The organism is Cellulophaga tyrosinoxydans, from assembly GCF_900176415.1.
GTDB lineage: Bacteria > Bacteroidota > Bacteroidia > Flavobacteriales > Flavobacteriaceae > Cellulophaga > Cellulophaga tyrosinoxydans.
Genome location: NZ_FWXO01000006.1, coordinates 1 through 12500, shown reverse-complemented (window position 1 = coordinate 12500; position 12500 = coordinate 1). Strand labels below are relative to the sequence as shown.

Here is a 12500-nt window from a genome sequence, read left to right as displayed (position 1 = left end):
AGTACAATGAAAAAAATTATAGTAGCATTCCTTTTTATAAGTTTTCAAATGTCTTTCTCTCAAAAAGATATTTACGAAAGCCCTAATTTTAATGAACTATCTAAAAATCATAAAGAATTAGCCATTCTTCCATTTTTTACCGATTTGGATTTGGAAAAAGAAGTGACAAGTGACGAGAAAAAAAAGTTAGAACAACGCGAAGGTTATGCTGTACAAGATGCCTTAGAGGTTTATTTTTCACAACCTAAAAAGAAAAAAAGATTTACAGTAAATTTTCAAAACACTAAAAATACTAATGCCATACTAGCCCAAAACAATATCACCTATGCAAATATTGATATTTATAGTATTAAGGAATTATGCAAAATATTGGAGGTAGACGGTATTATAAGTGGCAACACTCATCTTAACATTTTATTGTCTGATGGTATCCCGTCGGAGTTTAGCTTTATAGATTATATTTTAGGTGATGCTGATTATGGCAGAATTGGCATCAAAATAAGCGATGGGAAATCTGGCAAATTACTTTGGCGTTACGAAAAGAAAATCAATAAAAAATCGGGCAAAAACACCAAAGATTTAATTGATTTAATGATGAAGCAAGCTACCAAGAAATTTCCTTACGACAAAGAACGTGTAAAAGCTAAAAAGTAATTTTAGTTTTCGGCAAACAGCTTTAATTCATTAATTACGTAGTCTAACTCTTCCTTTGTTGTGTATTTTGAAAATGAAAATCTAATGGATGGTTTTTTCATTTCTTCTACACTTAATATTTGTGTCAACACATGCGAACCCAAATCGCTCCCAGATTGACATGCACTGCCTTTTGAACAGGCAATTCCTTTCATATCTAACTGAAATAAAAGCATCAAAGATTTTTGTTGATCAAAAGGTAATCTAGCATTCACCAAAGTATAGGTGCTTTTCTCCAAATCGCCTGAATGTCCATTATATTCAACTTCTGGTAATGCCAATTTTAAATTTTCAATAAAATATTTTTTTAGCGCCAAAACCTGATCTCTTTCTTCTTGTAAATTTTCATAGGCACAAACAAAAGCCTCTTCTAGCCCTACTATATTATGAAAAGCTTCTGTACCTGCTCTAAAACCACGTTCTTGAGAACCACCAAAAAGTAATGGTTTTAAGCCAGAATTGCGTCTAACAAATGCAAAACCTATACCTTTAGGGCCATGGAATTTATGTGCAGCAGCCGTTAAAAAATCTGCTTTTATTTCTTGAACATCAAAAGGCAAATGCCCCAAAGACTGAACGGTATCAGAATGAAATAAAGCATGGTGTTTTTTACATAAATCAGCAACAATGGCAATAGGTGTTATATTTCCTATTTCATTATTTACATGCATTAAACTCACGAGCTTTTTAGTTTCATCTTTTTGCAATAATTGTTCTAGATGATCCAATTTTGGATTTCCATATGTGTCTAACTCCACATAATGCACCGCAATTCCATATTCCTTTTCTAGTTCTTCCACAGTGTGTAGTACTGCATGATGTTCTATTTTTGACGTGATTATAGTTTTCACCCCTAAATCGCGAACAGCACAACGCAAAATCATATTATCTGCCTCGGTACCTCCAGAGGTAAATATAATTTCAGAAGGGTGTGCATTTAAGTACTTTGCAATGATTTTTCTAGTTTTCTCAATAGCTGTTTTAGCTGAGCGCCCAAAACTATGTGTTGAAGAAGGGTTTCCATAACAATCAGCCAAAGCCTGTTGCATTTTTTCAATTACAGATGCTCTTACTTGTGTTGTAGCAGCATTATCTAAATAGACTTTTTGCATGTGGTGTATTTCGGTTTCAAAAATCACAAAATTAATAGAATTTTACTTTCTTTCTCACAAATTGAACATAAACCTCTAGGATTTTAAAAGCTAATTCTTGTAAATTTGAAAATTATTAGTGTAGACTGATATTATCAGCAAGAATTAAATTTGTAAAACCACATTAGATACTATCAAAATGAAAAAAATACTTTCTGTTTTATTACTTATTTTCTGTTTCTCATGCGATGATGGCGATTTACAAATAGAATCAATAGATTTTAGCGCTGGCACTATACAAACATGCGAAACAGTAGATGTGGCTCAACCATCCATTCTTTTCAAAATAAATTCAGACGAAGCACTTATTTTAAGCTTAGCAGCTAATGTTTTTAAAAATGAAGAAGGTACAGTAGCTTTAGAACTAACAAGCACAACTGCATCAACTATAATCTATCGCCTTTTCTCAGGCACGGTAACAAACACTTATTTTTGCAGTGATATTCCCCCAACCTCACCAACTGTTCAAGATGAGATAGTAGCAACTACTGCATCGATAACCATAACAACTACTTTAGATACTACAGCAACTGTTCCAACGCATACACATCTTATTACGATAACCGCAATAACACTAGAAACCGGAAATAATCAAAGAATTACCAATATTGGAGAGAATATATTTGGTACAATAACTACCAATTAAGCATTCTGAAAAATATAAACTTCGGTAGCGCCTAAACCATATTTCTGATAATCTGCATCGTAGTATTTTACATTGTCATATCTACCAAAAAGAAACTGTAATTCTTCTTTTAAAACACCCTGACCTACGCCGTGGATAAAAACAACTTTTTGAATTTTTTTACTTATTGCAAAATCGAGTTGTCTTTTAGCGGTTTCCATTTGTATGTTTAATATATCATAATTACTCATTCCTCTTTCCGAAGAAACAAGATTATGTATATGTAGATCAACCTCCATTTTTGGTGTTGTGCGTTCTTTAGGCTTTACCACAGGAGTATTCTTCCTTTTTTTAATAGCCTTTTCAGCCTTAATTTTAGCTACTTCGTAATTACTAACAGTTAAATTACGATCATTAATTATTTTAATTAATTCAGATGGCTGATAAACTAATAAGAAACCATCATCACTTAAAACAGTAATTTTAGTTTCATTTATTGATTGGATAACACCTGTTATAGTATCATCCATTGCCTCTACCCTATCCCCTTTTTTAAAGTTCATGCTTCAGAATCCTTATGGTTTGTTTGATCTTCTTTCCATGAAGTACTCATTTTATAAATTCCAAACATGAGTAAAATAATTCCAATTATCAAAGCATATTCTTTTGTATTGAATAGACTTTGAAAGGATATTACTAGAGCTCCTGCTAGAATTATAAAAAAATAAATAATTTGTTTTATTTTCATTGGTCAAAAATAATAGTAATTTTCGGCTTAGAATTCAATTTATAGTAAAATGCGTATAATATCTCTTTTTATTGATGCAGAGAAGTATATGCTGCCATGTTTTAGTAAAAAAATATTTGGAGTAGATTGCCCAGGCTGTGGTATTCAACGTTCCGTTGCACTTATTTTGCAAGGGGAGTTTGTTGCCGCTTTTAAAATGTATCCAGGCATCTATACGCTTATTTTACTATTTGGATTTTTATTGGTAAATAATTTTTACACCATTAAACACTCCAATAAAATAATAATAACTTTAACCATTTCCACAGTATTCTTAATATTGACTAATTATATATTAAAATTTTTATAACAACTAAACCTTTAAATTATGGAACAACAAAAATTACCAAATGCAACAATGATCATCGTACTTAGTATCTTGGGCTATCTATGCTGCTGTTTTGCAGGAATTGGAATTATCCCTTCTGGAATTGCTTTTTTTATGGCAAATAAATCGCAGAAAATGTACGAAGCAAATCCTGAATTATATGATAATTACAGCACAATCAAAACAGGTAAAATTGTTGCAATTATTGCTGTTGTATTAAATGTTTTAATGATAATTAACGTTATATACACCTTAGCTACAGTAGGCTGGAGCGAATGGTCCGAAGAGTTCTCGAGAAAATGGCAAGAAGGTATGGAAGCTGGCGGACAATATTAATCGATAAATTTTAAAAGGGACTAAACTTTTTAAATCATGGAACAACAAAAATTACCTAATGTAACTTTAATTATAATTTTAAGTATTGCCTCAATTGTACTTTGTTGGTGCTACGGAATACTTGGATTAATCCTAAGTACTATAGCTCTTATATTAGCTACTTTATCAAACAAAGCCTACAAGGAAAGTCCAGAAATATACTCAGGTATTGGAACTTTAAAGACTGGTAAAATATTAGCAATTGTTGGTTTAATATTAAATATTTTATTCATTGCCTTCATAATTTGGTTTGTAATGGCAATTGGTTGGGATGTATTACAGAGTGGAGACCAACAATTAATTCAAGAAAGGATGGAAGAATTTTTTGGACAATAATTATGATGAACCAACAACCTTTACCTGGTGCAAGTAATGCATTAACTTATGGCATATTATGCATCGTTTTAACCTTGTTTTGCTGTGGACCATTTGGGGCAATTTTTGGTTTTATCAGTCTGTCTAATGTAAAAAAAGCAGAACGTATTTACAATCAAAGCTCAGGGGTGTATTCAGGATATGAAAATGTTAAAACAGGAAAAATATTATCCTATATAGGACTAGCCTTTGCTGCTGTATACTTATTATTTTTCTTGTTATATTTTGGCGTTATCGCAGCTTTTATAATTGCTGCAGCCTCTGAAGGTAATTTTTAAAATTCACATTTTATATATTAAAAATCCCGAAGTAATACTTCGGGATTTTTTTATACTCTTTTACTACTTTTTAAACTCCGTAAGTGTTTTAATAATAATGGCTACACAATCTAGCAATTGTGCTTTAGTCATTACTAATGGCGGAGCAAAACGAATGATGTTACCATGGGTAGGTTTCGCTAATAAACCATTCTCTTTTAATGCCATACAAATATCCCAAGCCGTAGAACTCTCTTCTGTATCATTAATTAAAATAGCATTCAATAAACCTTTACCACGAACGGCATTTACTAAATCACATTTTGGTATAAACTTACCCAACTCTTCACGGAAAATTTCTCCAAGTTCGAACGCATTTTGAGCCAGTTGCTCTTCTTTAATAACTTCTAAAGCAGCAATTCCAACAGCAGCAGCTATTGGATTTCCACCAAATGTACTCCCGTGATTCCCAGGTTTAATCACTCCCATAATACTATCATTTGCCAATACCGCAGAAACCGGATAAGCGCCTCCAGACAAGGCTTTACCTAATATTAGAATATCTGGCTTCGTTTCTGGTGTACCACTACAATGCTTATCAGAGCAATTACAATTACCACAAGTAGCTAACAAACGACCTGTTCTTGCAATGCCTGTTTGCACTTCGTCTGCAATAAATAAAACATTGTGTTTTTCACATAATGCCTTGGCATCTTTCAAATAATTATCTGAAGGAACATACACACCCGCTTCACCTTGAATAGGCTCAACTAAAAATCCAGCAATATTAGAATTCTCCTCTAAAACCTTTTGTAAAGCTATTAGATTATCGTATTCAATTTTTATAAATCCGTCTGTATAGGGTCCAAAATTTTTACGAGCAACAGGATCGTTGGAAAATGAAATTATAGTGGTAGTTCTACCATGAAAATTATTCTCGCAAACAACAATTTGTGCCTGATTTTCTGGAATACCTTTTTTCTCGTAAGCCCATTTTCTACAAATTTTTAATGCTGTTTCCACTGCTTCAGCACCTGTATTCATTGGTAATAATTTGTCGAAACCAAATGTTTCTGTAGCATACTTTTCGTACTTCCCTAAAACATCATTATAAAATGCTCGTGAAGTAAGTGTTAAGGTCTGCGCCTGCTTTACCATGGCACCAACAATTTTTGGATGACAATGACCTTGATTTACCGCGGAATATGCCGATAAAAAATCGTAATACTTTTTTCCTTCTACATCCCAAACAAAAACACCTTCTCCTTTGCTTAAAACTACTGGTAAAGGATGGTAATTGTGAGCTCCAAATTTTTCTTCTAAGGCTATTGCATCCTTAGAAGTCATTTTTTCTAAAACTGACATGTTAATAATTTTTAAAATAAAACTTTAGCAATTCCTTCTGTACCTTTATCCTTTCGAATCCCGATAGTTTTCGGGAGAAAATTCAGCGTGGGAGAGAAATCATCCTTGTAGAACTGTAAAATTACAAATTATTCTGGTATAATTAAAGTTTTTAAAAGTGTGTTGAGCGGACTTTTATTTAGATTGACAAACTAAACCATTATAAAGTCTTAAACTTCTATTTACTTTACTAAAAACATTCTATTTTTGCGCCATGCGTAGAAAAAATAATAGAACGGTTTTTGAAAACGTAACCGTTATAGATGCTGGTGCAAAAGGCAAAACAATAGGAAAAGCTCCTGACGGACGTGTAATATTCTTAACAAATGCCGTACCTGGTGATGTTGTTGATGTGCAAACCACAAAAAAAAGAAAAGCCTATTTTGAGGGTGTAGCCACAAATTTTCATTCTCTATCTGATAAAAGAGTAACACCTACATGTGAGCATTTTGGCACATGTGGTGGTTGTAAATGGCAAGATATGGGCTATGAACACCAACTATTTTATAAGCAAAAAGAAGTAGAAAATAATTTAAGAAGAATAGGACATTTAGAATTACCAGAAGTTTCTCCAATTCTCGGGTCTAAAAAACAATATTTTTATAGAAATAAAATGGAATTTTCATTTTCTGATAGCCGTTGGTTAACCCTAGAAGAAATAAATTCTGATAAAGAAATAGCAAATAAAAATGCTCTTGGATTTCATATTCCAGGCATGTGGGATAAAATTCTAGACATAAAAAAGTGTCATTTACAAGAAGATCCATCAAATGCAATTCGTTTAGAAACCAAAAATTTTGCCTTAACTAATAATTTATCATTCTTTAATCCAAGAAATCAACATGGCTTATTAAGAACCATGATGATTAGAACGGCATCTACTGGTGAAATTATGGTCTTGGTACAATTTTTTGAAAATGACAAGGTTAAAAGGGAATTGTTATTGAATCATTTGTCTGCAAAGTTTCCAGAAATAACATCGCTTTTATATGTTATCAATTCTAAACAGAATGACACCATTTACGATCAAAAGATCATCTGTTTTTCTGGTCGTGATCATATTTTTGAAGAAATGGAAGGGCTAAAATTTAAAATAAATGCCAAATCTTTCTATCAAACTAATTCAGATCAAGCCTTTGAATTATATAAAATAACAAGAGAATTTGCCGGCCTTACAGGAAATGAATTGGTTTACGATTTATATACTGGCACAGGCACAATTGCCCAATTTATAGCTAAAAAAGCCAAAAAAGTGGTAGGTATAGAAGCTGTACCTGAAGCAATTGAAGATGCAAAAGCCAACGCCATTTTGAACAACATAGAGAATACCACATTCTTTGCTGGGGATATGAAAAATATATTTAATAAAGAATTTATAGCTCAAAACGGCACTCCAGATATCATAATAACAGATCCGCCAAGAGATGGCATGCATAAAGATGTGGTAGAACAGATTTTATCCATTGCGCCACAAAAAATAGTTTATGTTAGTTGCAACAGTGCAACACAAGCTCGAGATTTAGAAATGATGAAAGATCTTTATAAAATAACAAAAACTCAGGCTGTAGATATGTTTCCGCAAACGCATCATGTAGAAAATGTTGTACTTTTGGAAAAACGATAACCAACAATAGTATTGGATTTGTAAATGAAAAAAATAACCTACAGTATAGTTCTACTATTAGTTTTTATAGGATTTAATTCTTGTGAGAAAGATGATATTTGTGTTGACGGCACAACACCACTCTTAATCATAAGCTTTTATGATATTGATGATACAGAAACCTTAAAAGCTCCCGCTAATTTGGTAGTTAAAGGTCAGTTATATGATGATACCTTTGGAGCAGTAATTACCAATACAGGAACAGATTCTATTCAAGTTCCTTTACGTTTAGAGGCATTGAATACCGTTTTTAGCCTTACAACAAATGAAACTACTGATGCTACTAATGATAATGAAGATCAAGTTAATTTCATATATACATTAAAAGAAGTTTTTGTTTCTAGAGCATGTGGATACATTGTTAATTACGAGAATCTAACAGTAGATCTTACATCAGACACGAACAATTGGATAAAAAATATTCAGGTAGTAAATACTACTGTAGAAAATGAAAACGCGGCCCATGTTAAAATATATCATTAGTACTATATGTATAGTACAGGTTTCGTTGGGCTTTTCACAAAGTAAACCAATAGACCTTCAGCCAAAAGACACGGTAACTAAAACTGAAAAATATGGTGTTCGTGTAGGTATTGATTTAAGTAAAATAGTAAAATCTACTTTAGACGAAGACTACACCGGCTTAGAATTAGTTGGTGATTACCGATTAAAATCAAACTTGTATTTAGCCGCAGAATTAGGAAACGAAAAATCTACACAACAAGAAGATCTATATAATTTCACTGCTTCAGGAAGTTATTTAAAAATGGGTGTAGATTATAATACTTATGAAAACTGGTTTGGAATGAGAAACCTTATTCATGTTGGAGGAAGATTTGGTTTCAGCAGTTTTAGTCAAACCCTCAACAATTATCAAATTTTTAGTACAGATAGATATTTTGAAGAAACCGACTTTGCTCTAGGACTAAATAGCCCTGTAGAATATAAATCATTAAGTGCATCATGGCTAGAAGCCGTAATTGGTACAAAAGTAGAGCTTTTTCATAATGTATATCTTGGAGCAACTGTTCGACTCGGGCTCTTAATCACCAATAAAGATCCAGAAAATTTTAGAAATTTATGGATACCAGGTTTTAATAAAGTTACCGATAACAGCAGATTTGGAAGTAGTTATAATTATACCATTACCTATTTTATTCCTCTTTATAAGAAGAAAAAAGAAGCGCGTAAAAAATATGTAGACAAAGGTCCGCAACAACCTCCACCGCCTCCAAAAAATTAACTAGAGTTTCTTAAAACCTTTTAAGAATACCCATTTCATCATTATTTGTTCTCCTTCTTTATTCTTTAAAACAGCAAATTTTGGTGCTAATACCATTGTAAGTATTGCGGACAGTAAAGATTTTAAAAAATGAGTGTCAACAAAATAGCTCATTACAAAAAAGCGTAAGACAATAAAGATGATGGCAAAACTTAGAAAATTGTATAAAAGTGTTTTATTTTTTAAAGACATATATTACGAGTCTTGATTTTGAAATTTCGCTTTTTTACTGCCTTCATACATTACATATTTAACTAATCTTGACTCTAAATGACTGTTAAATACTTTAATTCTTCTAGAAGGTCGTAGTCCCACATATTTCAATGCTTCCAAATTAGAAGTAATTAACCACGCGTCAGTTCCGGCATAATGATTTTTAAGGGTGTCGCCAATATTCTTGTAAAACTCCTCCATTTCAATATCTAATCGTTCTCCATAAGGCGGATTAAATAATATATGCAAATGGGTATCAACAGATTTTTCTGTTTCAAAAAAGTTGAATTGCCCAACTTTTATATATTCGGATAAATTAGCATTTTCAATATTATCTTGTGCCTTACGTATTGCCGATGGAGCCTTATCATATCCGGCAATTTTAAAATGAAATTCTCTTGTTTTATTTAAACAACTCTCTACAATTTTATCAAACAAATCTTGATCAAAATCGGGCCACTTTTCAAAAGCAAATTCCTTTCTATTTATATTAACAGGAATATTGCAAGCAATCATAGCAGCTTCAATTAAAATAGTACCACTACCACACATAGGATCTAAAAAATCTGATTGTCCATCCCATCCGCTAAGTAATAATAAGCCTGCAGCCAAAACTTCATTTATAGGAGCTATATTCGTTGCTGTTTTATATCCTCTTTGATGCAAAGATCGTCCAGAAGTATCCAAAGAAACATTACAGTGATCCTTTTGAATATGAATATTTATTCTAATATCTGGAAATTTAATATCCACATCAGGTCTAATACCATCTAAATCTCTAAACTTATCTACAATGGCATCTTTTACTTTCTGCGATACATATAAAGAATGAGAAAAATGATCCGAATTTACTGTGGTATCGATGGCAAAAGTAGTATGCGGAGTTAAATATTCTGTCCAATCAAAAGCATAAATCTTTTTGTATAATTCTTCCTCGCTAGTAACACTAAAAGAATGTATAGGTTTTACAATTTTAATAGCCGTACGTAAACATAAATTAGCCTTGTACATAAACCCTGTATCGCCTTCAAAACTTACGCTACGCACCCCTTCTTCTATATTCATAGCACCAAGTTTACGCAACTCCTTAGCTAAAATACTTTCAAAGCCAAACATTGTTTTGGCTACCATCTTGTAATTCTCCATATCTATCTAAAACAATACCGCAAAAATACATTAATTTTACGGCCTCAGGTTACAATTTAAAAAAACCTAATTATAAAGCATGACCTATTTATTACCAATTCTAGCTGTACTATTAAGCTTTACATTTGTTTACATCACCAAACCAAAAAAGAAAGAAGGTATAAAACTACTTCTAGCCTTTAGTGGCGCATTTTTACTAGCACTCACCATTTTTGAATTACTTCCTGAAATATACAATAGTACGGATCAGAAAAGGGTAGGCGTTTTTGTTATGCTTGGAATTTTACTGCAAATTTTTTTAGAATTTTTTTCTAAAGGCGCTGAACACGGACATGTACATTTAGATAGTACAAAAAAACAATTTCCATGGTTATTATTTATTAGCCTATCCATACATTCTCTTTTAGAAGGTATTCCAATAGATAGTCATCATAATATCTTATATGGCATTTTGGTGCATAAAATTCCGATTGCATTAATACTAAGTATTTTTCTAGTAGGTTCTCAAATGAAATCTAGAAATGCTTTATTTTTTATTATTCTTTTTTCTATCATGACACCATTGGGAACATTTTTAGCTGCAAATATTGAATTTCTGTCGCCCATAACACCACAATTAAATGCTGTAGCCATTGGAGTATTTCTACATATTTCTACTGTAATTTTATTTGAAAGTTCGGAGGGTCATAAATTTAATTTAGGCAAGTTGGTAGTTATAATAATTGGAATTACAATGGCTTATTTTTTATAGATGTTTAGTAAAAACGAAGCAAAACAACTGAGACAAGATTTTTGGATTGCATTTGGTAAATCTTATCCTCGTAAATGGATACTCTATAATACCAAAATTAAAGATTTCTCCTTCAAATTTTATTTTGATACCACGAAAGCAATGGTATCCTTAGACATCGAATGTAAGGATTTAGAAAAAAGAATAGATTTATGGGAAAAAATCACCGCCCTAAAAACTGTTCTAATAGAAAATTTTCTTGCCAAGGCTCAATTTGAAGAATATGTTTTTTTGGAAAACGAAACCGAAATATCTAGGGTTTACGTGCAACTTAACAACGTTTCGATCCATAATAAAAATACTTGGCAAGAAACGATGGTTTTTTTGAATAAAAATATGATTCAATTCGAAGCTTTTTTTAGAGATTTTGAGGATGTTTTTAAAGATTAACGCTATACAACATCTATATAAATAAAGAACCAATGACTAATACTCCCTCCTAGTACAAACAAGTGCCATATAAAATGATTATAAGGAATCTTTTTAATCGCATAGAATAGAATGCCTAAGGTATAAAAAGCTCCACCGAGCATTAAAAGTTTAATTCCACTAGCAGAAGTTGCATCCATTAAGCTAGAAAAATCAAAAACAATTAACCATCCCATTACTAGATAAAGTAATAGTGAAAGAATTTCATATTTACCTGTGAAAAATAATTTCAAGATAGCTCCGAATAGTGCAATACCCCAAACTATTGCGAAAATTAGCCAGCCATTTCCATTTACAAGAGTAATTAGAGCTACTGGGGTATAGGTTCCTGCAATTAAAAAATAAATGCTTATATGATCTAGAATTCTAAATTTCTTCTTTACACTAGGCTTTGCCATCGCATGATATAAAGTTGATGCAGAATATAGTAGTATAATTGAAAAGGAATATATATAAATCCCTAATACAGCGAAATTAGTTTTATCAGCGCTTTTTTTTAACAATAAGAAAAAACCTACAATACCAAGAAGTATTCCCAATCCGTGAGATATGGTATTTAGCAGTTCTTCTTTTTTATATTTTGAAAGTACTTCCATGAATTTTTAATTGTATTAGCAAGAATTCAAAAATACAAATTCAGCAAACCTTTATAAACAAAAAAAGTCCTCAATATTTCTATTGAGGACTTGCTTAAAAAAAGGCGACGACCTACTCTCCCACTTGGTATAGCAGTACCATCGGCGCTGATGGGCTTAACTTCCCTGTTCGGAATGGTAAGGGGTGGACCCCATCGCCATGGCCACCTTAAATCTTTAGTTGCGTTTACATATTTAAGTAGACTAACAACAATTTTGTTAACATATTAAAGGGACAAAATGGGTGTCTATGACACTCACAAATAACACTTGAATTAATTTAAAGTAAACTAGGATATAATTTTTACAAATGATGTAAAAAAGGAGTTCTGCCCCCTAATGAAAGG

General features: G+C 32.0%; 17 protein-coding genes and 1 rRNA gene. 11 read left to right on the top strand and 7 right to left on the bottom strand.

The window, feature by feature from the left end:
- The first annotated feature begins 6 nt into the window (after positions 1–6).
- Positions 7–654, top strand: a complete 648-nt coding sequence (locus B8963_RS14195; RefSeq protein WP_084062679.1) for a hypothetical protein — start codon at positions 7–9, stop codon at positions 652–654.
- A 2-nt stretch (positions 655–656) separates the two neighbouring features.
- Here B8963_RS14195 and B8963_RS14190 read toward each other — a convergent pair whose 3' ends face one another.
- On the bottom strand, positions 657–1805 hold the full coding sequence (locus B8963_RS14190) for a cysteine desulfurase family protein (RefSeq protein WP_084062677.1): 1149 nt from the start codon (positions 1803–1805) through the stop codon (positions 657–659).
- A gap of 178 nt (positions 1806–1983) precedes the next feature.
- On the opposite strand from B8963_RS14190, the gene B8963_RS14185 reads away from it, so the two are divergent.
- Positions 1984–2490 (top strand): hypothetical protein, encoded by a 507-nt coding sequence (locus tag B8963_RS14185; protein ID WP_084062674.1) that lies wholly within the window; start codon positions 1984–1986, stop codon positions 2488–2490.
- Here B8963_RS14185 and B8963_RS14180 read toward each other — a convergent pair.
- Positions 2487–3032 carry a Smr/MutS family protein gene (locus B8963_RS14180; protein WP_084062671.1) on the bottom strand — a complete coding sequence of 182 codons (546 nt, stop codon included), beginning with the start codon at positions 3030–3032 and terminating at the stop codon, positions 2487–2489. The genes B8963_RS14185 and B8963_RS14180 overlap by 4 nt on opposite strands.
- Positions 3033–3266: 234 nt before the next feature.
- Between B8963_RS14180 and B8963_RS14170 the strand changes: the two genes are divergently transcribed.
- Genes B8963_RS14170 through B8963_RS14155 form a run of 4 tightly spaced genes read left to right on the top strand, consistent with a single transcriptional unit; the run spans position 3267 to position 4612 of the window.
- On the top strand, positions 3267–3566 hold the full coding sequence (locus B8963_RS14170; RefSeq protein ID WP_084062664.1) for a DUF2752 domain-containing protein: 300 nt from the start codon (positions 3267–3269) through the stop codon (positions 3564–3566).
- An 18-nt stretch (positions 3567–3584) separates the two neighbouring features.
- The gene (locus tag B8963_RS14165) at positions 3585–3920 is read left to right on the top strand and encodes a CCC motif membrane protein (RefSeq protein ID WP_084062661.1); all 336 of its coding nucleotides are present in this window, start codon (positions 3585–3587) and stop codon (positions 3918–3920) included.
- Positions 3921–3956: 36 nt separating this feature from the next.
- The gene (locus B8963_RS14160) at positions 3957–4295 is read left to right on the top strand and encodes a CCC motif membrane protein (protein WP_084062658.1); all 339 of its coding nucleotides are present in this window, start codon (positions 3957–3959) and stop codon (positions 4293–4295) included.
- A 2-nt stretch (positions 4296–4297) separates the two neighbouring features.
- Positions 4298–4612, top strand: a complete 315-nt coding sequence (locus B8963_RS14155) for a CCC motif membrane protein (RefSeq protein WP_317043723.1) — start codon at positions 4298–4300, stop codon at positions 4610–4612.
- A 63-nt stretch (positions 4613–4675) separates the two neighbouring features.
- Here the strand turns inward: B8963_RS14155 and rocD are convergent, their stop codons facing one another.
- Positions 4676–5956 (bottom strand): ornithine--oxo-acid transaminase, encoded by a 1281-nt coding sequence (rocD, locus tag B8963_RS14150; protein ID WP_084062653.1) that lies wholly within the window; start codon positions 5954–5956, stop codon positions 4676–4678.
- A 253-nt stretch (positions 5957–6209) separates the two neighbouring features.
- Between rocD and rlmD the strand changes: the two genes are divergently transcribed.
- The 3 genes from rlmD to B8963_RS14135 are packed head-to-tail and all read left to right on the top strand — an operon-like array spanning position 6210 to position 8901.
- Positions 6210–7619 carry a 23S rRNA (uracil(1939)-C(5))-methyltransferase RlmD gene (rlmD, locus tag B8963_RS14145; protein ID WP_084062648.1) on the top strand — a complete coding sequence of 470 codons (1410 nt, stop codon included), beginning with the start codon at positions 6210–6212 and terminating at the stop codon, positions 7617–7619.
- 24 nt (positions 7620–7643) lie between these two features.
- Positions 7644–8141, top strand: coding sequence for a DUF6452 family protein (locus tag B8963_RS14140; protein ID WP_084062644.1), 498 nt, complete (start codon positions 7644–7646; stop codon positions 8139–8141).
- Positions 8122–8901, top strand: a complete 780-nt coding sequence (locus B8963_RS14135) for a DUF6048 family protein (protein WP_084062640.1) — start codon at positions 8122–8124, stop codon at positions 8899–8901. The genes B8963_RS14140 and B8963_RS14135 overlap by 20 nt, the downstream gene beginning before the upstream one ends.
- Here the strand turns inward: B8963_RS14135 and B8963_RS15975 are convergent, their stop codons facing one another.
- Together B8963_RS15975 and B8963_RS14130 are read right to left on the bottom strand one after the other, a co-directional pair.
- Positions 8902–9054, bottom strand: coding sequence for a hypothetical protein (locus tag B8963_RS15975; protein ID WP_159447303.1), 153 nt, complete (start codon positions 9052–9054; stop codon positions 8902–8904). It abuts the gene before it with no gap.
- A gap of 81 nt (positions 9055–9135) precedes the next feature.
- The gene (locus tag B8963_RS14130) at positions 9136–10299 is read right to left on the bottom strand and encodes a THUMP domain-containing class I SAM-dependent RNA methyltransferase (RefSeq protein ID WP_084062635.1); all 1164 of its coding nucleotides are present in this window, start codon (positions 10297–10299) and stop codon (positions 9136–9138) included.
- A 79-nt stretch (positions 10300–10378) separates the two neighbouring features.
- Here B8963_RS14130 and B8963_RS14125 point away from each other — a divergent pair, with 79 nt between their 5' ends.
- Both B8963_RS14125 and B8963_RS14120 read left to right on the top strand, forming a co-directional pair.
- Positions 10379–11050 carry a ZIP family metal transporter gene (locus B8963_RS14125; RefSeq protein WP_084062631.1) on the top strand — a complete coding sequence of 224 codons (672 nt, stop codon included), beginning with the start codon at positions 10379–10381 and terminating at the stop codon, positions 11048–11050.
- Complete coding sequence (locus B8963_RS14120) at positions 11051–11479, top strand: DUF4268 domain-containing protein (protein WP_084062628.1); 429 nt, start codon at positions 11051–11053, stop codon at positions 11477–11479.
- Between the two features lie 2 nt (positions 11480–11481).
- On the opposite strand, the gene trhA is transcribed toward B8963_RS14120, so the two are convergent.
- Positions 11482–12114, bottom strand: a complete 633-nt coding sequence (gene trhA / locus B8963_RS14115; RefSeq protein WP_084062624.1) for a PAQR family membrane homeostasis protein TrhA — start codon at positions 12112–12114, stop codon at positions 11482–11484.
- A 99-nt stretch (positions 12115–12213) separates the two neighbouring features.
- Positions 12214–12325 (bottom strand): 5S ribosomal RNA (gene rrf, locus B8963_RS14110).
- Between the last annotated feature and the right edge of the window lie 175 nt (positions 12326–12500).

What these genes read in the sequence shown, in the direction of transcription:
- B8963_RS14195 (WP_084062679.1), top strand. Translation starts at nt 7, where the DNA reads ATGAAAAAAATTATAGTAGCATTCCTTTTTATAAGTTTTCAAATGTCT.
- B8963_RS14190 (WP_084062677.1), bottom strand. Translation starts at nt 1,805, where the DNA reads ATGCAAAAAGTCTATTTAGATAATGCTGCTACAACACAAGTAAGAGCA.
- B8963_RS14185 (WP_084062674.1), top strand. Translation starts at nt 1,984, where the DNA reads ATGAAAAAAATACTTTCTGTTTTATTACTTATTTTCTGTTTCTCATGC.
- B8963_RS14180 (WP_084062671.1), bottom strand. Translation starts at nt 3,032, where the DNA reads ATGAACTTTAAAAAAGGGGATAGGGTAGAGGCAATGGATGATACTATA.
- B8963_RS14170 (WP_084062664.1), top strand. Translation starts at nt 3,267, where the DNA reads ATGCGTATAATATCTCTTTTTATTGATGCAGAGAAGTATATGCTGCCA.
- B8963_RS14165 (WP_084062661.1), top strand. Translation starts at nt 3,585, where the DNA reads ATGGAACAACAAAAATTACCAAATGCAACAATGATCATCGTACTTAGT.
- B8963_RS14160 (WP_084062658.1), top strand. Translation starts at nt 3,957, where the DNA reads ATGGAACAACAAAAATTACCTAATGTAACTTTAATTATAATTTTAAGT.
- B8963_RS14155 (WP_317043723.1), top strand. Translation starts at nt 4,298, where the DNA reads ATGATGAACCAACAACCTTTACCTGGTGCAAGTAATGCATTAACTTAT.
- rocD (WP_084062653.1), bottom strand. Translation starts at nt 5,956, where the DNA reads ATGTCAGTTTTAGAAAAAATGACTTCTAAGGATGCAATAGCCTTAGAA.
- rlmD (WP_084062648.1), top strand. Translation starts at nt 6,210, where the DNA reads ATGCGTAGAAAAAATAATAGAACGGTTTTTGAAAACGTAACCGTTATA.
- B8963_RS14140 (WP_084062644.1), top strand. Translation starts at nt 7,644, where the DNA reads ATGAAAAAAATAACCTACAGTATAGTTCTACTATTAGTTTTTATAGGA.
- B8963_RS14135 (WP_084062640.1), top strand. Translation starts at nt 8,122, where the DNA reads ATGTTAAAATATATCATTAGTACTATATGTATAGTACAGGTTTCGTTG.
- B8963_RS15975 (WP_159447303.1), bottom strand. Translation starts at nt 9,054, where the DNA reads ATGAGCTATTTTGTTGACACTCATTTTTTAAAATCTTTACTGTCCGCA.
- B8963_RS14130 (WP_084062635.1), bottom strand. Translation starts at nt 10,299, where the DNA reads ATGGAGAATTACAAGATGGTAGCCAAAACAATGTTTGGCTTTGAAAGT.
- B8963_RS14125 (WP_084062631.1), top strand. Translation starts at nt 10,379, where the DNA reads ATGACCTATTTATTACCAATTCTAGCTGTACTATTAAGCTTTACATTT.
- B8963_RS14120 (WP_084062628.1), top strand. Translation starts at nt 11,051, where the DNA reads ATGTTTAGTAAAAACGAAGCAAAACAACTGAGACAAGATTTTTGGATT.
- trhA (WP_084062624.1), bottom strand. Translation starts at nt 12,114, where the DNA reads ATGGAAGTACTTTCAAAATATAAAAAAGAAGAACTGCTAAATACCATA.